The 16,378-nt window shown below is 60.3% G+C and carries 16 protein-coding genes; 6 read left to right on the top strand and 10 right to left on the bottom strand.

Going from position 1 to position 16,378, the window contains the following annotated elements:
- On the top strand, window positions 1-267 hold a 267-nt coding region (locus F2P47_RS17680), incomplete at its 5' end, for a hypothetical protein (RefSeq protein ID WP_185681028.1).
- A complete protein-coding gene (locus F2P47_RS08590) occupies window positions 264-1,277 on the top strand; it encodes a retron St85 family RNA-directed DNA polymerase (protein ID WP_152215937.1) in 1,014 nt (337 codons plus the stop codon). The genes F2P47_RS17680 and F2P47_RS08590, both read left to right, overlap by 4 nt.
- 14 nt (window positions 1,278-1,291) lie before the next feature.
- On the opposite strand, the gene F2P47_RS08585 is transcribed toward F2P47_RS08590, so the two are convergent.
- A complete protein-coding gene (locus tag F2P47_RS08585) occupies window positions 1,292-3,556 on the bottom strand; it encodes an arylsulfatase (protein WP_152215936.1) in 2,265 nt (754 codons plus the stop codon).
- A 154-nt stretch (window positions 3,557-3,710) separates the two neighbouring features.
- Between F2P47_RS08585 and F2P47_RS08580 the strand changes: the two genes are divergently transcribed.
- Complete coding sequence (locus F2P47_RS08580; protein WP_185681027.1) at window positions 3,711-4,814, top strand: glutathione S-transferase family protein; 1,104 nt, start codon at window positions 3,711-3,713, stop codon at window positions 4,812-4,814.
- Between the two features lie 7 nt (window positions 4,815-4,821).
- Here F2P47_RS08580 and F2P47_RS08575 read toward each other — a convergent pair whose 3' ends face one another.
- The gene (locus tag F2P47_RS08575; RefSeq protein WP_152215934.1) at window positions 4,822-5,388 is read right to left on the bottom strand and encodes a histidine phosphatase family protein; all 567 of its coding nucleotides are present in this window, start codon (window positions 5,386-5,388) and stop codon (window positions 4,822-4,824) included.
- A 130-nt stretch (window positions 5,389-5,518) separates the two neighbouring features.
- Here F2P47_RS08575 and F2P47_RS08570 point away from each other — a divergent pair, with 130 nt between their 5' ends.
- A complete protein-coding gene (locus F2P47_RS08570; protein WP_152215933.1) occupies window positions 5,519-5,884 on the top strand; it encodes a DUF4870 family protein in 366 nt (121 codons plus the stop codon).
- Between the two features lie 87 nt (window positions 5,885-5,971).
- Here the strand turns inward: F2P47_RS08570 and F2P47_RS08565 are convergent, their stop codons facing one another.
- The 7 genes from F2P47_RS08565 to F2P47_RS08535 all read right to left on the bottom strand — a co-directional run bounded on the left by F2P47_RS08565 (window position 5,972) and on the right by F2P47_RS08535 (window position 13,177).
- Window positions 5,972-7,528, bottom strand: a complete 1,557-nt coding sequence (locus tag F2P47_RS08565; protein ID WP_246176809.1) for an acetyl-CoA acetyltransferase — start codon at window positions 7,526-7,528, stop codon at window positions 5,972-5,974.
- A 259-nt stretch (window positions 7,529-7,787) separates the two neighbouring features.
- On the bottom strand, window positions 7,788-8,204 hold the full coding sequence (locus F2P47_RS08560) for a hypothetical protein (RefSeq protein WP_152215932.1): 417 nt from the start codon (window positions 8,202-8,204) through the stop codon (window positions 7,788-7,790).
- A 156-nt stretch (window positions 8,205-8,360) separates the two neighbouring features.
- Window positions 8,361-9,398, bottom strand: a complete 1,038-nt coding sequence (locus tag F2P47_RS08555) for an aspartate-semialdehyde dehydrogenase (RefSeq protein WP_152215931.1) — start codon at window positions 9,396-9,398, stop codon at window positions 8,361-8,363.
- Window positions 9,399-9,608: 210 nt separating this feature from the next.
- Window positions 9,609-10,433: a TonB family protein gene (locus tag F2P47_RS08550; RefSeq protein WP_152215930.1), complete on the bottom strand. Its 825-nt coding sequence runs from the start codon at window positions 10,431-10,433 to the stop codon at window positions 9,609-9,611.
- A 174-nt stretch (window positions 10,434-10,607) separates the two neighbouring features.
- Window positions 10,608-10,832, bottom strand: coding sequence for a DUF4167 domain-containing protein (locus F2P47_RS08545; protein WP_185681026.1), 225 nt, complete (start codon window positions 10,830-10,832; stop codon window positions 10,608-10,610).
- A 249-nt stretch (window positions 10,833-11,081) separates the two neighbouring features.
- Window positions 11,082-11,912 (bottom strand): glycosyltransferase family 2 protein, encoded by an 831-nt coding sequence (locus tag F2P47_RS08540; protein ID WP_152215928.1) that lies wholly within the window; start codon window positions 11,910-11,912, stop codon window positions 11,082-11,084.
- 92 nt (window positions 11,913-12,004) lie between these two features.
- Window positions 12,005-13,177: an aminotransferase gene (locus tag F2P47_RS08535; protein WP_152215927.1), complete on the bottom strand. Its 1,173-nt coding sequence runs from the start codon at window positions 13,175-13,177 to the stop codon at window positions 12,005-12,007.
- A gap of 314 nt (window positions 13,178-13,491) precedes the next feature.
- On the opposite strand from F2P47_RS08535, the gene F2P47_RS08530 reads away from it, so the two are divergent.
- Both F2P47_RS08530 and glnA read left to right on the top strand, forming a co-directional pair.
- A complete protein-coding gene (locus tag F2P47_RS08530) occupies window positions 13,492-13,830 on the top strand; it encodes a P-II family nitrogen regulator (RefSeq protein WP_152215926.1) in 339 nt (112 codons plus the stop codon).
- 70 nt (window positions 13,831-13,900) lie between these two features.
- Window positions 13,901-15,310 carry a type I glutamate--ammonia ligase gene (glnA, locus tag F2P47_RS08525; RefSeq protein ID WP_152215925.1) on the top strand — a complete coding sequence of 470 codons (1,410 nt, stop codon included), beginning with the start codon at window positions 13,901-13,903 and terminating at the stop codon, window positions 15,308-15,310.
- A 68-nt stretch (window positions 15,311-15,378) separates the two neighbouring features.
- Here the strand turns inward: glnA and F2P47_RS08520 are convergent, their stop codons facing one another.
- Window positions 15,379-16,143 carry a VOC family protein gene (locus tag F2P47_RS08520; RefSeq protein WP_152215924.1) on the bottom strand — a complete coding sequence of 255 codons (765 nt, stop codon included), beginning with the start codon at window positions 16,141-16,143 and terminating at the stop codon, window positions 15,379-15,381.
- Between the last annotated feature and the right edge of the window lie 235 nt (window positions 16,144-16,378).

The raw sequence follows: 16,378 nt of genomic DNA, 5'->3' as shown, positions 1-16,378 counted from the left end.
CGGACACAAGCAAAGCCAGATCAAAGATCTGCTCCCTTGGAATTATCCAGTCAAGGTGTGAACGAAACATCGCTTACGATACTCGTTGCTGCTGACTTTGTTCAAAGATGCGGCGGCGATAATGAATTCTTCGGGGTCAATCGCACCGCCAAACCGTTCTTTGAATTCGACGGCTGGAACACCGTCACATTTCGACTTGAGCTAATGGATTTCTACGAAAAGCATTTTCCTAACATCGCCGCAATCGTGAAGGGTCTTCCACAATGATCCTTGAACGCATCGCACGGGAAACAGGTATCGGCGTCGATCACCTACGGGTGATCGTTAAGACTGCGAGCCGTCGCTACAAGACCTATACGATCCCCAAACGGACGGGCGGTCGGCGTACCATTAGCCACCCGACGCCTGAAGTGAAATTTCTGCAGCGCTGGTTGGTTCGAAATATGTTTTCGGCGCTGCCGGTACATCACGCGGTCGCCTCATATCGAGAGGGGGTCGGAATTGCCGACAACGCGCAAGCTCATGTACGAAAGAACTATCTCCTGAAGATCGACTTTAAGAACTTCTTTCCTTCAATTAGGGCGGCAGACATACGCCACTTACTGGAAAAAAATTCTTCCCGATTTTCAGATATCCTGACCGATGATGACGTTCAGGTGATTACCGATATCGTCTGCAAAAATGGCGCACTATCGATTGGAGCACCAAGCTCCCCGATCCTCTCCAACGCTATTCTTATAGATTTTGACGAATTCGTGTTTCAAGCCAGCAAAGACCGTGAGGTAATTTACACACGATATGCTGATGACCTGTTTCTATCCACCGACAAGCCAAATTGCCTTTCGGTTATGATGGAGCTAATCCGAATCAGACTCAGTAGCGGTGGACAACCATCACTTTCGATCAATGAAGAAAAGTCGGTATTCACGTCGAGGAAGCGCAATCGCACGGTTACAGGTTTGGTCCTCACCTCAGATCGGACTCTATCTGTTGGCAGAAAGAAGAAGCGGCAAATCCGAACAATGATTCATCTTTACCAAGAAGATAAGCTTTCGGCCGAGAGCATTTCCTATCTTCGCGGATATTTGGCCTTCGTACACGCAGCCGAACCAGACCTTCTGGTTCGGCTGCAACAAAAATTTGGGCAGGAGACGATGGATCAATTGATGTGCTACCCCTTGGTTCCCCGCAAGGGGCATGGTCGCGGCGCACAACGACCTGCCATTCCACTCGGCGCGCACAAGACTGGCTCACCTCAAAACAGCAGCGACAGTTAAATAGATTCGCTACCCTATTGTTGCGCCTCCGCCGCTCTCACCTGCGCCACGGCCTCGCCGCGGAGTTCCAGCGGCGGGATGTCGAAAGTGACGGTGTGAATCTTGCCGCCATATTTGAAAGGCTCCGCATAGTCGCTGTTCACCGGCGCGACGCTGCGGCCGATGTCCATGCCGAGGCTCGATATGAGGAAGAGAAGCTTCTGGATGCTGCCATGCGCCACTTCCGCACCATCGACGAGCAAGGATACGTCGCCGCCGCCATCCTGCCGGCGTGTGACATGCAGCTCCACCTTATGGCGCCCCGGCGCGAGCGCCGCATCGCCGACGAGCAGCGTGTGTTCATGGAACGCGTTGTAGTCGAAATGCGGCCGCCCGTTCTTGATGTAGAGAACGAAGCCGCTGTTGATGCTGCCGCGTGAGACGAGCGCGCCGTCACCGCCGCTCGCTGGATGGTCGAGGTCGGCCGCCATCTTCCAACCACGCGCGACCGGCGGGCAGGCGTCGCTGACGATATGCGACACTGGCGGGTAATAGACGAAATGCCCGCGTGAGGTCGGCATGCCAGGGCGGCGCGAGGCGGCGAAGAGAGCGAAAGCGCCACGATCGTCCAGCGGCAACGCGCCATGGCGTTCCGCCTCCGCCCACCAGAGATCGATCATCTCCTTCAGGCGCCCGGGCTCCCGCTCCGCGAGGTCGTTATATTCCGAGAAGTCTTCGCTGAGCTTGTAGAGCTCCCACTTGTCCTCATCGAACGGCGTGCCGTTTTCGTGATGCGTGACAGCCTTCCAACCATCCTTCCAGATTCCGCGATGGCCGAGCATCTCGAACATCTGCGGCCCGCGCGGGATCGCAGCCTTCGGATCCTTGAGTGCGGGTTTGAGGCTGACGCCATGCACCGGCATCTGCGGCACACCGGCAACCACATCCGGCGAAGGAATGCCGATGATGTCGAGAACGGTCGGCGCAATGTCGATGGCATGGCAAAACTGCGCGCGGATCGCACCCGGCGCTTCGAGACCCTTCGGAAAATGCATCACCAGCGGATCGCGCACACCGCCGCCATGCGTGTTCTGCTTGTACCATTTGAGCGGCGTATTGCCGACCTGCGCCCAACCCCAGGGAATGTTGCAATGGCTGTTCGGCCCGCCGATGTCGTCAAGACGCTCGACAGCAGCGTTGACATCCTCCTGCATGAGGTTGAACCACTTCATTTCGTCGAGAACGCCGGTTTGCCCGCCTTCCTGGCTCGCGCCATTGTCGGAGAGCACCATGAAAATCGTGTTTTCCCACTGGCCGATGCCCTTGAGGAAATCGATGAGCCGCCCGATCTGCGCGTCGGTGTGCTCGAGCATGGCCGCGAAAGCTTCCTGAAGGCGGCAGGCGAAGGCCTTTTCATTCGCCGTCAATTCCTCCCACGGCTTCACGCCGGGATTGCGGGGCGCAAGCTTCGTCTCGGGCGGGATGATACCGAGCGCCTTCTGCCGCTCGAACCATTCGGCGCGCACCACGTCCCAACCTGCGTCGAACTTTCCGCGATATTTGTCGAGATAGGATTGCGGCGCCTGATGCGGCGCATGCATGGCGCCGAAGGCAAGGTAAAGGAAGAAGGGCTTTTCGGGCACGAGCGACGTCAGGTCACGTACCATGCCCGAGGCGCGGTCCACCGCATCTTCGGAGAAGTGATAGCCCTCCTCCACGCCTTTTGGCACATCGACGAAGTGATTGTCATGAGTCAGCTCGGGGTGAAACTGATCGGTCTCGCCCTGCAAGAAGCCGTAATAACGATCAAAGCCCTTTTGCAGCGGCCAGTTCGTAAACGGTCCGGCAGCGGAGCATTCGGACATGGGCGCAAGGTGCCACTTGCCTGTGGCGAAGGTCGCATAGCCCTGATCGCGCAGGATCTCGGCAAGCGTCGCAGCGCTTTTCGGGATCGAGCCACGCATGTTCGGAAAGCCGGTGTCGAAGTTGGAAATGCCGCGCATGCCGACCGCATGGTGATTGCGGCCCGTGAGCAGGCAGGCCCGCGTCGGCGAGCAGAGCGCAGTGGTGTGGAACCCCGTAAAGCGCGCGCCCTTCGCCGCCACTGCGTCGATGTTGGGTGTCGCGATGGATGAGCCATAGCAGCCGAAATGCGAAAAGCCCGTGTCATCGAGCACAACCATCACGACATTGGGCGAGCCCGGCTTGAGCTTCGGCTCCGGCCACCAGGGTGTCGATTCATTAACCGTGCGGCCAATCACGCCGCCGAATTCCTCACCCGAAGGATGCTTGTAGGTCATGGCACTCTCCCTGCGCGCTTTTCTAATAATGTGTTACATTAAAGCCAAATCGCGTGGCGAGGCCAGACCAAGCTACATTAATTTCGCATTACGGAATTTGACCGACGCGGGGCCGCCTGCCCGCGCCTGGTCCATCTTTGAGGAAAGCGTCCGAATGGCTGAGCAGGAAACGTCCTACACGATGATCGGTGCCGAACTGTCGCTCTATAGCGGCAAGGTTCGCAGTTACCTGCTGCAGAAACGCATACCCTTCGTCGAAACTCACACCACGCCTTGGGAACTCTTCCGCACAGCGCCCAAGCGCACCAAAGCGTCAGCTGTTCCCATTATGATCACGCCGGAAGACGAATGGTTGCAGGATTCGAGCGTCATCATCGACGAACTGGAGAAGCGTTTCCCCGCTTGCCCCGTTTTACCGGTGACGCCGGTCTTGCGCTTCGCGTCCTACCTTTTCGAACTCTGGGGCGACGAATTCTGGCTTCCGCTCGCTATGCATGCCCGCTGGAGCCACGACGAAAACCGCGCGCTCTTCGTCCATGATGCTGGAGAGGCTCTGATGCGCGGTTACCCGATGTGGTTGCGAAACCTTCTGGGAAACAACCACGCCCGGCTGATGCGCCGCCTCGCCCGCTCGGTCGGCGTGACGCCCGAGGGCGCGCCCGTCATCGACCGCTTTGCGCAAGTCCAGCTCGACGGCCTGAACCGCCATTTCGAGCATCACGCGTTCCTCTTCGGAGACCGGCCCTCGCTCGGCGACTATGGGTTGATCGGACCGCTCTACGCGCATCTCGGTCGTGACCCTTGGCCGAAGCGCGAACTGATCGCGCCGCGCCCGCATCTCAAAGCCTGGATCGAACGCATGTTCCAGCCATCGGAAGCACCGGGCGCGTTCGATGCCGACGATAGGGTCGCCGCGACGCTCATGCCCGCCCTGCGCTCGATCTTCGACGAGATGGTTCCGTTTGTCGCCGCCTGCGCCGCCGAATTGCGCAAGACCCGCCCCCTCGCCTCGGGTGGCAAGATCGTCCGCCACATGTCGCCGGTGAGCTACCCGATGGCGGGCGGCGCGCATCGAAGGCCCGCCCTTAGCTATCCGGTGTGGATGGCGCAGCGCATGCTCGACGCGTTCGGCGCCATGTCCACCACCGATCAGCAACGCGTCAGGGAATGGCTCGCGACGGTCGGCGGTGAAGAGGTTTTGCAGCTCGACCTACCGCACGTTGAACGCGTGGGCCTCGCCGCGGTGCTGGCGGGCTGAGCAGCGCTCAGTTCACCTTGGTCTCAGCTTCCCGGCCCTTTTCGACCAACGAGAGCGAAGTACCGCGCGTCTCGAAGACCGTGACCGAGCAATTGTCCGGCTTGAAAAGAATGACACGCTCGTCGAAGAGAGCCGCCCCCGCCGCGACATTGATCGCGACGAAATGACTGAAGATCACAGTGTCCTCTTCGAGCCTCACCAGCGCTTCGACAACGCCACGGCGCCAGGCATGAAGATCGACGCCACCCTGCGGCGCAACACCGTTCCAGCTTCCTGCCATCAGGCTTCGCAGCCACTCGCCGCGTTCCTTCAGGTCGTGCACGGGCGACGGGATCTCACCCACGCGCTCATCGACCCGCGTGCTCGCTGACCACGTCCTGGCCAGCGGCTCCGAGGTCTCGCGACAGCGACGCAGCGGCGAGGAAATCAACGGCAACCTCTTGCCGACGCGCGCTTCAATTTCACGCGCCACCGCTTCCGACTGCGCCCGGCCCTTTTCGCTCAGGCCAGGGTCCATGTCGGCATCCCAGCCGGAGGCTGCTTCGCCGTGACGGATCATGTAGAGGGTGGGCATGGCGTTCCTCGCGTTCAATTCTCTGATGGGTTCTTGTCTGCGAGCGGGGCGGAATTTGCAAGGCGGATGGTCAGACCACGCTCAAAACGTTACGTTTTCGTAAGGCGACTCATTTCAGGGAAAACTCAGCATGAGCGACACTTCCACGCAGCCAACCCTGCAGCCCGCTTCGGGCGATCTCGACGGGGCGAAGCTCGTTTATATCCTTTATTTTGTCAGCTTCATCTTTGGCATTACCGCCCTTGGCGGCCTGATCTTCGCCTACCTCAAGCGCGGAACCGCGAGCGCCGTGGCGGCGTCGCATTATACCTGGCAAATTCGGACCTTCTGGATCGGCCTGCTCTACTCGCTGCTCGGCGTGTTCTCGCTGTTCTTCGTCATTGGCTGGTTCATTCTACTGGCCACCGTGGTCTGGTTTCTGGTGCGTTCGATCAAGGGCTTCATCGCCGTCGGCGAAGGCCGTGCAATCGAAAACGTCGACACCTGGTTCTGGTGAACCCTGCCGCAGAGCCCGCGATCAATGCAAAAGGCCCGGATTTGATCCGGGCCTTTCTTGTTGGGGCAGCCGTTCAGACCTTTTGGATCATTCCGGCGTAAAGATGTTCACGCTGCCGTCGGCCGCCGATTGCACCTTGCCCGAACGGCCAAGCTGTTCGCGTTCCATCATGTCGCTGAGCGTCACCGGGTCGTTGGGCGTATGCGCGACGAAGCGCGCGCCGGTCGCGTCGAGCCGGCCGAAGAGGATGGCGAATTCCGGCCCGTTGCGGCCATTGACCACCGTATAGGTTTCGATCTTCGCCGCGCCGTTCGGTTTCTCGTCGACCTTCGGATGAGCCTCGTTGTCGATCTCGCCCTGGTAGGACGAGGGCTTCTCACGCTTCCACGGACCCGCCACCGGATCGGTTGAATAGAGGCCGATGCCGTGCTTCGTCACATACCAGCCGTTCGAGGTGCACAGGCCCTTGCTGCCCGGCTTCGCGCGCAGCTTGTCCATGATCGTGGCGATCGAGTGCATGACGTAGTTGTTGCCCGCGCCGCCGAAGTAAGGAAGGCCGCCGGTAACGGTGAGCGGACGCGGATCGTCTTCCGCGATGCCCAGTTCATTGCGGCCGATCTGCACCGCCGAGGGAAAGCAGGAATAAAGGTCGATGAAGTCGATATCCCCGATCTTCCAGCCCGCCATGTCGAATGCCTTGCGGCCGATGAGCCGGATGGCCGGCGACGAGTGATAGTCCACGCGCTCGGTCGGATACCACAGATCATTCGCGTCGCCGCAGCCATGCAGGTAAACCCACTTCGCTTCGGGAATGCCGAGTTCACGCGCCTTCTTCACCGACATCATGACGACGGCCGCCGCCTGATCGACCTGCATGATGGCATTCATGTACTTCGTGTACGGAAAGCCGACATAGCGGTTATCGTCTGACGGGGTGGCAATTTCCTCAGCGGTACGCTCGACGGGGAACCAGGCCTGCGGGTGCTTCGCGGCGACCTGCGTGAAGGGCGCCATGAGCTTGCCGACAGCGAGCTGATGCTCCTTCACCGTGCGGCCCTTCTGGCCCCGGATCGCATTCTCGAACATCGGATAGATGTTCACCGGGAACTGCAGCTTGTGGCGCTTCTCGACCTCGGTGACGCCGAGCTTCTCGACTCCGATGTCGATGCGCTCGCCGCCCGGATCGTCATTCCAGGGGAGCATCTTGCCCTGCCCCAGCGCACGCATCATCGTGCCGAAGCATTCCGAGCCCGCGACCAGCGCAATATCCGTCTGGCCTTCGGCGATCAGTTCCGCCGTGTGGTTGACGAGATATTGCGGCGTGTTGCCGCCGGTCGGGCCATAGCAGTTCTTCGAGGCGTTCGCGCCGACGAGATTGCCGAGCGTCTTCGGCGCATTCGGATAGCGGCCGAACGGAAGCTTGCCCGAGTCCGGGCTGTCGGTGATGAAGCGCACGACGGTGATGTTGTCGACGATCGGCCAGAGCTTTTCACCAAGGCCTGTGTCCGCCGCCGCGAGGCGCGCTGCGTCGGCCATAAGGTCCATCGGCGACTTCGCCTTTTCGACATCCTTCTCCTTTTGCACGAGCTGGCCGCAGCCCACGAGGATCGGTGTGCGGTCTTCCGGTTGGACCTTCGCCATCATTTACTCCCTGTCGAACAAGCCCGCTCTCCGGCCGGCCTCCAATCTGATTTGCGGGGGAGAATAAGGCCTCGCCTCCCGATGTCCAGCGGCAGGCGGAGAGCCACGGCTGACGCAGCGTCAGCTGTGCCGTTGCTTCGCTATAAGCGGTCAGTATGGACCTTACGCCGAGCAGCTCCGCAAAATAGATATGAGCAGATCGCGAAGGGCTGACCTCAAGGACGAGGTCAGCCCTTCGCCCGTCAACTCGGACGCGCGTTTTCTATTTTCCAATGCGGTTCAGCATGACCTCTGTATCGCGCGCATGCTTTTGCGCAGCGGCGAGATCCTTTTCATTGATGCCCGCCAGCGCTTCCTTGGCTGCCGCTTCGAGCCCCGCCTTGGCCTTCGCGTCTGTGGAGTCGGGTATGGCGCCCGCCCCCATGCCCTTGCACGGGTTCAGCTGCTTTGCGTCGAAGTCGGCGCCCTTGGGTCCTTCAATGCAATTGAGTGCGTGATTCAGATGAACATGCACACCGTCGATGTTCTCGGAATTGCCGGCCAATTGCGCATGTTTGGCCGCCGTCATGATTTCCTGATTAACGTCCGTCATGGCGGCGAATGCGGTGCCATGAACCAACATGGAGACGCCAGCGATACTCAAGCTCGTCAAGACAATGCAGGTGTAATGTTTAAGCATGTTTCCATCCCCTTTTTATATGGGCCTGCCGACGACAACAGGACAGGCCCACCGAGCTTCCTCTCATCGGATGGTCTTTGCAAAAATTACAGAAACGAAAGGTTCAGGTAACAACCCCGGCGATATCCGGGACATGCCGGGATTGCCAACCTCGCTCTATGCCAGCGCCGGAACCTTGACGAGCTTTTCAGCGATCTGCACGGCGTTGAGCGCCGCACCCTTGAGGAGCTGATCGCCCGCCGAGAACAGAGTCACCGACTTGCCGCTCGGATCGCTCAGGTCCTGACGGATACGGCCGACGAGAATGTCGTCCTGTCCGGAGGCATCCTTCGGCATGGGGAAGTAATTGTTCGCCCAGTCGTCAACGAGCTTCACCCCCGGTGCCGTCTTCATCAGCTCGCGAACCTCTGCCGCCGCGATCGGCCGTTCGCATTCGAAGGTGACTGCAACGGAATGCGCGCGCAGCACCGGCACGCGAACGCAGGTTGCCGAAACGCGAATGTCGGGGTCGCCGAAGATCTTCTTCGTCTCTTCGATGACCTTCATCTCTTCGTCGTTATAGCCGGTCACAGGATCGATCTTCGTGTTGTGGCTGAAGAGATTGAAGGCGTAAGGATGCGGCAGCACTGTGTTCTTGTATTCGCGTCCTTGCAGATAAGCCTCGGTGGAGGCGCGAAGCTCCTCCATCGCCGCAGCACCCGCGCCGGATGCCGCCTGATAGGTCGCGACGATGAGACGCTTGATCGGATTGCGCTGATGCACCGGCCAGAGCGGGGTGATCGAGATGATTGCAGCGCAGTTCGGATTGGCGATGATGCCCTTGTGCCGTGCGATCTCGCCCGCATTGATCTCCGGCACGACGAGCGGCGTGTCGGCATCCATGCGGAAGGCCGAGGAATTGTCGACGACGATGGCGCCTTCCTTTACCACGATCGGCGCGAATTGCCGCGAAACAGTGCCGCTCGCCGAAAAGAGCGCGATGTCCACGCCCTTGAAGCTCTGCTCCGTCAGCGGCTCGACCTCGATTTCCCGATCGCGAAACTTGAGCTTGCGGCCCGTCGAACGCGGCGAAGCGAGAAGGCGCAGGCCCGAAAGCGGGAAGTTGCGCTCCTCGAGGCAGCGGATCATCTCGACGCCGACGGCGCCGGTCGCGCCGACGATTGCGACGAGGGGAGAGGAAAGATTGGAACCCATTTTTATCTCCGTGATGCCGGAGAACGGGGCCCTGAAACAGAAAAGCCCCGTCCTGACCGGCGGGGCTTCAAGGATCGCTCTGATGCTTCGTTCAGATGCGCGCCCTCGCCCGCCCGAGGACGGTCGTGGTGGCTTTCTGTTTTTTGAGCATCAGCGACGTGTTCATGATGGCGCGGAACAGAGCCGAGCCAATTGGCCGCGTCAAAGGCCTCAAGGCTCGAAAGGCACCGGCACCGGGGCAGTGATGACGACCAGATTGGCATAATTGTCCGGAAGCGGGTCGAAGGGCACCGATCGCTCGATGGCCTTGAGCGCCGCATAGTCGAGATCGGAATGGCCGGACGAGCGCACGAGCTTGATCCCTTTGACGTTCCCCGCATGGCTGACGATGATCTGCCAGACCGTCGTTCCATGCCGGCCGCCACCGGTCGCCGGATAGGTGACATTGCGACCGATCCGCTCGCGTAACGCGTTCAGATAGGCGTCGCCGCCGCCCTCGCCAAGCAAGGCGCTGCCGATGAGCTTCGAGGGCGCGCCGCTCGCCTGTGTGCTGCTCTTGCCCTTGTCCGCCTTTGGAACGTCGCCGCCCGGCAGAAGCGCCCAGTCGGGAAGCGCGATCTTCGGCGCCTCTTTCTTTTTTTCCTGTGCTTCGGGCTTGGGCGCCTTATCCGGCGCGCGCTCCTGTTTGGGCGCGCGGCCCATCTTCAACTCGGGGCTGCCGCCCGATTCGAAATAGCTCTGCTTTTTCTGAGGCTTCTGCTCTTCAGGCTTTTTCTGCTCGGGCTGGGGTTTTGGCTGGGGTTTCGGTTGGGGCTGCTCCTGCGGCTTGACCAGCTCGACCGAGATGGCCTCCGGCTCGGCAGGACGCGGCTTTGGCCTGTCAGGCAAGCGCACGAACAAGCCAACAAGAACGAGGACATTTATGAGAAACGCCAGCGCGACCGTAACCGACAGGTTCCAACCGCTGCGCCGCTTCGGCGGCGGCGGAGCAAGCGGGTCTGTCGGATCGAGACGTATAGTCTCGGCCGCAGCCAAAGCGGGCCCCTCCTCATCGGACACTGAAAGCGACACTTCATCTCCCGCCCGGCGCGGATCGACTCGGCCATGACGGCAGAGAACGGGCGCCCAACCCGGCGGACGTTACCCGGGCCGAAGTCATACGGCCAGCCCCGGAAGGACCGTCGGCAATCTGAAAACGGCAATGTGGAATCAGGCTACCGCCTCGGCCTCATGCATGAGCCGCAGGTAATGCTCGGCATATTGGTAGTAGTTTTCGCGGGCGACCCGGTCATCGCTCTCGCCTTGCGCCAGCGCGGAGTAGCGCTCGAAGCTCTGGCGCCACTGGGCTGGATTGCCCGCTTGCGCCCGGTTGCCCCGAGCCTGCGACCCGCCCGTATGACGGGGCGATCTGTTCGTGTTGGTTCTTGTGTTCATGTGATGTGCCGCTCCCAGGGGCGGCGTCCAGTTCCGCGCGGGCGATACCATTATCGAGCCGGCGGTTTTCATCTTTGAGGGAGAGGAAGCATACGGGCGGCACGGCGTACATCCGGCCAATGGCGCCCCGGTTTCGCGATGAAAGCTTCCAAGAAGCCGAATCGGTGAATCCGTGCTTTTGATGAGATGGGGGCGGCGCTGCCCGTTTACAAGGGATCGCGCCTGATAGTTTCGGCCGGTGCGGCCCGGCTATTCGGCAACCAGAGGCTGCACCGGCACGACATAGCTGAGCCGCCGCGATGCTTTCGAATAGACATTGCGCCCATCCTGAAACGGCAGATCGACGTGGATGAAAAACACATCCCGACCGTTGTTTCTCGCCTCTCCGTGTAGCGTCAGTATCTGTTCGAACAATTTCTTCCGAAATTCCGGCGCAAGTTCCATGCCGAGCAGCTTCATGGCATCCATCTTGATGAGCCGGTAGGCTTCCCCGAGAGCGCTCGCCTCCCGGCGCGATTGATATCCGCCCGGATCGTTCTTGCCGAACTGCCGCTCCTCATTTCCATGCCTTATGCTATCGAGCGCGCCTTCGGGAACGGTGCTTCTGGCGACCCCGATCATGCCCAACCGTTCGTAGAGGTCCGTGTCCTCGTGTCCCCAACCTCGGATAGCCTCGTCATAGCCGCCAACTCTCCGGAAGTTAGCCTTGCTGCAAATGGCAAAGCCGTCGAGCTCGTCCACCTTGTCTGCGCAACGATACAGTGTGCTTTCCCGCGCATTGCGTCTGAACCACCCTCCGACATCTCCCTTGAAAATCGTATCGGCATCGGCAAAGCACAGAAACGGGTGAGAAGAATTCGCCGCTCCGATGTTCCGCGCCCGCGCCAGGCAAAAACCGGGATCGTCATCGACCTTGACCACCCTCGCTTGGGGATGATTTTTCACCACCCAGTCCGCGGTCCCCTGCCCGCACCCATAGTCGACGACAACCACCTCGGCAAATGACTGCCTGAGCATCAGCGGCAAGGTGTGCTGCAGATGGTGCAAGCGACTTTTGCAGGTCGTTACAATCGAGAGCATGGCGTAAAAATCGCATCCCCCAAGGTGGACCGTGCGAGAATTATATAGCCTCACGAGCCCATCACAATGGACCGTTACGGGACATCTCCCGATCAGGACCGCGCCGCGTAATCCTTCAACCGCGCACCCGCTTCCGTGATGATCGCATCCTGCTTGCAGAAGCAGAAGCGAACGAGATGGCGCGGCACCTGGGGAGCGTCCGGAGCATAAAACGCCGAGAGCGGAATAGCCGCGACTTTCGCCTTCACGGTGATGTCCCGACAGAACTCCTCATCCGTGCCATTGAAGCCGAGCGGGCGAAAATCGACGGTGATGAAATAGGTTCCATCCGTCGGCAGAACATCGAATCCAACCTCGCGCAGGCCCGCTGCCATCAGATCGCGTTTGGCTTCGAGCGAACTCGCGAGCGCCTCGAAATAGCTGTCCTCCTTGCCGAGGCCGAAGGCTATGGCCGTTTGCAGCGCAGGAGGCGTGGTGAAGGTCACGAACTGGTGCGCCTTCATGATCGGTGTCATCAGATGCTCAGGCCCGGTGATGTAGCCGATCTTCCAGCCGGTAAGCGAAAAGGTCTTCCCCGCCGAACCGATGCGCACACAACGCTCGCGCATGCCCGGCAGCGTCATCAGCGGAATGTGCCGGTGACCCGAAAAGACGAGATGCTCATAGACCTCGTCGCAGACCGCATAGGCATCGTGCCTCACCACGAGATCGGCAATCGCCTGCAATTCCACAAGCGTGAAGACCTTGCCGGTCGGGTTCATCGGCGTGTTGAGCAGGATGAGCTTGGTCTTGTCGGAAAATGCGGAAGCCAGCTTCTCGATCGGCAACGACCAGAAGGGCGGCTCCAACGCAACGGAGACGACCTTCGCCCCCATCGCCTCGATCATCGGCTTGTAGCTGTCATAGGCGGGCTCAAGGATGATCGCCTCATCGCCGGGATTGAGGAGGCCCATCAGGCAGTCGCCCAAGGCTTCGGTGGCTCCGGACGTGACCAGCACCTCCTTCTGCCAGTCGATGTCCAGCCCGTAGAATCGCTTGTTGGCGACGGCGACCGCCTGGCGGAGCGCGGGGACGCCAGGCATCGGGGGATACTGGTTAGGGCCGTCGATCAGGGCCTTCGCGGCCGCGGCTCGAACGTCGTCCGGCCCCTCATCGTCCGGAAAGCCCTGTCCAAGATTGATTGCCCCATGTTCGACGGCGAGCGCCGACATAACAGTGAAGATCGTTGTCCCGAGATTCCCGAAAACACTGTTCACCGGCCGCATTCCGCCACACACTCCGTTAGTTGGGTCCCGGCCACGCCTCCAGGGCTTAACGCCGCATCGCGACCGTGGCGGAGCATGTCAAAGCCGCTCCATCGGCGCAAATCCTCAGGGATGCCACGACGTTGCCCACTTTTCGTTCATATTGTCTATTTTACAGGCAGTTATGGGGCCCTCATTTTGGGCAGATATTGTCCACAAGTGGCCAAGACCTTGATTCAGCACGATATTCGTTCAGTCGCGGAGTGGCACGACCCATGCTATTAAGCAGGTAGAAGCCGGCGGACGCTGCGACCAAAGTTTAAAGGGATTTAGGTATGAAGAAGATCGAGGCGATCATCAAACCGTTCAAGCTCGACGAAGTGAAGGAGGCTCTTCAGGAAGTCGGCCTCCAGGGCATCACTGTCACCGAGGCCAAGGGTTTCGGTCGCCAGAAGGGCCACACCGAACTTTACCGAGGCGCCGAATATGTCGTCGATTTTCTCCCCAAGGTGAAAATCGAGGTTGTGCTTGATGACGCGCTGGTGGCAAAAGCCGTCGAGGCTATCCAGCAGGCCGCGCGCACTGGCCGTATCGGCGATGGCAAAATCTTCATCTCGACCGTTGAGGAAGCAATCCGCATCCGCACGGGCGAGACCGGCACGGAAGCTATCTAGGGCGCGGGGGCGCACTAATTCAACACTCAACTCCCACTCAGTACAACACAACGCACACGGGAAAGACGAAATGGCTGATTACGGCTCCATTCAGCAGCTCATCAAGGAAAAGGACGTCAAATACATTGACCTGCGCTTCACGGATCCCCGTGGCAAGATGCAGCATGTGACGTTCGACATCGGCTTCTGCGACGAAGATTTCTTCGCTCAGGGCACGATGTTCGACGGCTCGTCGATTGCGGGCTGGAAGGCGATCAACGAGTCGGACATGGTTCTGCTGCCCGATCTCGACACGGCCGTGATGGACCCGTTCTACGCCCAGAACACCCTCGCCATCATGTGCGACATCGTCGAGCCCTCGACCGGCGAACTCTACGGTCGCGACCCGCGCTCGACGGCGAAGCGCGCCGAAGCCTATGTGCGCTCCGGCGGTTTCGGCGACTCGGTCGTGTTCGGCCCCGAAGCTGAATTCTTCATCTTCGACGATGTGAAGTTCTCGGCCACGCCGTACAAGACGGGCTTCGAGCTCGACTCCGTCGAACTGCCGACCAACTCCGACACGCATTACGAGTCGGGCAATCTCGGCCACCGCGTCCGCACGAAGGGCGGCTACTTCCCGGTGAACCCGATCGACAGCGCGCAGGATCTCCGCGGTGAAATGCTCACCGTCATGGAAGAGATGGGCGTCGTCATCGAAAAGCACCATCACGAAGTCGCCTCGGCCCAGCACGAACTCGGAACAAAGTTCCAGACGCTGACCAAGGCCGCCGACCACATGCAGATCTACAAGTATGTGATCCACAACGTGGCCCAGGCCTTCGGCAAGACGGCGACCTTCATGCCGAAGCCGGTCTTCGGCGATAACGGCTCGGGCATGCATTGCCACCAGTCGATCTGGAAGGACGGCAAGCCGCTCTTCGCCGGCAACAAGTATGCCGACCTCAGCCAGGAATGCCTCTGGTACATCGGCGGTATCCTGAAGCATGCCAAGGCGCTGAACGCCTTCACCAACCCGTCGACGAACAGCTACAAGCGTCTCGTCCCGGGCTATGAAGCCCCCGTTCTGCTCGCCTACTCGGCGCGCAACCGCTCGGCCTCCTGCCGTATTCCGCACGGCACCTCGCCGAAGTCGAAGCGTATCGAAATCCGTTTCCCCGATCCGACGGCGAACCCCTACCTCGCCTTCTCGGCCATGCTCATGGCCGGCCTCGACGGCATCGAGAACAGGATCGATCCGGGCCAGCCGATGGACAAGGACCTCTACCACCTGCCGCCGGAAGAGCTGAAGCAGATCCCGACGGTCTGCGGTTCGCTCCGCGAAGCCCTGCTGTCGCTCGAAGCAGACCACGACTTCCTCCTGAAGGGTGGCGTGTTCACGAAGGAGCAGATCGAGGCCTATACGGACCTCAAGTGGGAAGAGTGCCTGCGTTATGAAATGACGCCGCATCCGGTCGAGTTCGACATGTACTACAGCGTCTAAGTCTCTTCACGGTGGACTTGGGCATTGGGCCGGAGCGAAAGCTCCGGCCCTTTTCTTTTGGTTGCGGATCAAGCCCGAACGAGTTCGAAAGACGTGCCGCAGATGCGGACCGCATTGCCCTCGACCAGCACCCCGACGGTGCGCGCCCTTTCGAGGCAGGCTTGCGGATCGGCCACAGCAATGTCGATGCCGACAACGCCAGTGCCGTCGGCATCCACCGGTTCGACGAAGCGAATGACACCGCGCCTCAATGCGATCTCCGGACCGCGCGCGCCCTCGCGCAGGGGCTGATCGAGAAGCTGCGCCCAGCGCGCGGCAAGCGCCTCGGGTGCGCGGCCCTGAATGGTCACGGCGAGAATTCCCGTCGATATGTCATTGCGAGCCTTCCGCCAGTCGCGCCCGGCATAGGGCCAGTCGCTGTCGTGGTCGAACCAGTTCTCGACACCGGTCACGGAATCGACCGACGTCAAAACGCCGCCGAAGTCGCCCGGATGAAAATGCGTGAAGACGGACGCCCCCTCGTGCTCCGCGATCTTGCGGGCGCCAAGGCCAAGAATACGCTTCCGTTCCGCGAGTGCGTCGCCGGTCTGAAGGATCACCATGTAGCCCGCATCCCCGCCACGGCGATGGAGATAGCGCGAGGCGGAAGCGTCATCCTTCACCGGCTGTACAACTTCGAGAAACTCGTCGCCGACCGGCATCACCGCGTTGACGAGCCCGAACATGCCGACCGCAGGATCGTTGAACGCAACCTTGAGCCCCAACACGTTGCCAAGCTGCTCAACCACCGGCTTGAGATCATGCACGACGAGCGCCACCTGACGAAGCCACATTCGTTACCTCCCTTGCGTTTTGTTTTGGCGCAGCGTGACGGTGGAAACAGCGCACGTCAAGCTGACGAAGCGCGAGCGTCGGAACCCCGAATTAATCCGTATACGTTTTATTTAAGTCAGTTTCGCTGCCCCAAATTTGTCGCGTAGGCAAAGCTCAATTCTTGTTGACGCTTCAACGACAACGGGCCTAGCATTTCTTCATCAGATGGCTCCAACGGGGAGGTTTCGAAGATGA

The sequence above is a fragment of the Parvibaculum sedimenti genome, from assembly GCF_009184905.1.
Lineage (GTDB): Bacteria > Pseudomonadota > Alphaproteobacteria > Parvibaculales > Parvibaculaceae > Parvibaculum > Parvibaculum sedimenti.
Note: the sequence above shows the minus strand (reverse complement) of the source record. Positions and strands in the feature narration are given on the sequence as shown.

What these genes read in the sequence shown, in the direction of transcription:
- F2P47_RS08590 (WP_152215937.1), top strand. Translation starts at nt 264, where the DNA reads ATGATCCTTGAACGCATCGCACGGGAAACAGGTATCGGCGTCGATCAC.
- F2P47_RS08585 (WP_152215936.1), bottom strand. Translation starts at nt 3,556, where the DNA reads ATGACCTACAAGCATCCTTCGGGTGAGGAATTCGGCGGCGTGATTGGC.
- F2P47_RS08580 (WP_185681027.1), top strand. Translation starts at nt 3,711, where the DNA reads ATGGCTGAGCAGGAAACGTCCTACACGATGATCGGTGCCGAACTGTCG.
- F2P47_RS08575 (WP_152215934.1), bottom strand. Translation starts at nt 5,388, where the DNA reads ATGCCCACCCTCTACATGATCCGTCACGGCGAAGCAGCCTCCGGCTGG.
- F2P47_RS08570 (WP_152215933.1), top strand. Translation starts at nt 5,519, where the DNA reads ATGAGCGACACTTCCACGCAGCCAACCCTGCAGCCCGCTTCGGGCGAT.
- F2P47_RS08565 (WP_246176809.1), bottom strand. Translation starts at nt 7,528, where the DNA reads ATGATGGCGAAGGTCCAACCGGAAGACCGCACACCGATCCTCGTGGGC.
- F2P47_RS08560 (WP_152215932.1), bottom strand. Translation starts at nt 8,204, where the DNA reads ATGCTTAAACATTACACCTGCATTGTCTTGACGAGCTTGAGTATCGCT.
- F2P47_RS08555 (WP_152215931.1), bottom strand. Translation starts at nt 9,398, where the DNA reads ATGGGTTCCAATCTTTCCTCTCCCCTCGTCGCAATCGTCGGCGCGACC.
- F2P47_RS08545 (WP_185681026.1), bottom strand. Translation starts at nt 10,832, where the DNA reads ATGAACACAAGAACCAACACGAACAGATCGCCCCGTCATACGGGCGGG.
- F2P47_RS08540 (WP_152215928.1), bottom strand. Translation starts at nt 11,912, where the DNA reads ATGCTCTCGATTGTAACGACCTGCAAAAGTCGCTTGCACCATCTGCAG.
- F2P47_RS08535 (WP_152215927.1), bottom strand. Translation starts at nt 13,177, where the DNA reads ATGCGGCCGGTGAACAGTGTTTTCGGGAATCTCGGGACAACGATCTTC.
- F2P47_RS08530 (WP_152215926.1), top strand. Translation starts at nt 13,492, where the DNA reads ATGAAGAAGATCGAGGCGATCATCAAACCGTTCAAGCTCGACGAAGTG.
- glnA (WP_152215925.1), top strand. Translation starts at nt 13,901, where the DNA reads ATGGCTGATTACGGCTCCATTCAGCAGCTCATCAAGGAAAAGGACGTC.
- F2P47_RS08520 (WP_152215924.1), bottom strand. Translation starts at nt 16,143, where the DNA reads ATGTGGCTTCGTCAGGTGGCGCTCGTCGTGCATGATCTCAAGCCGGTG.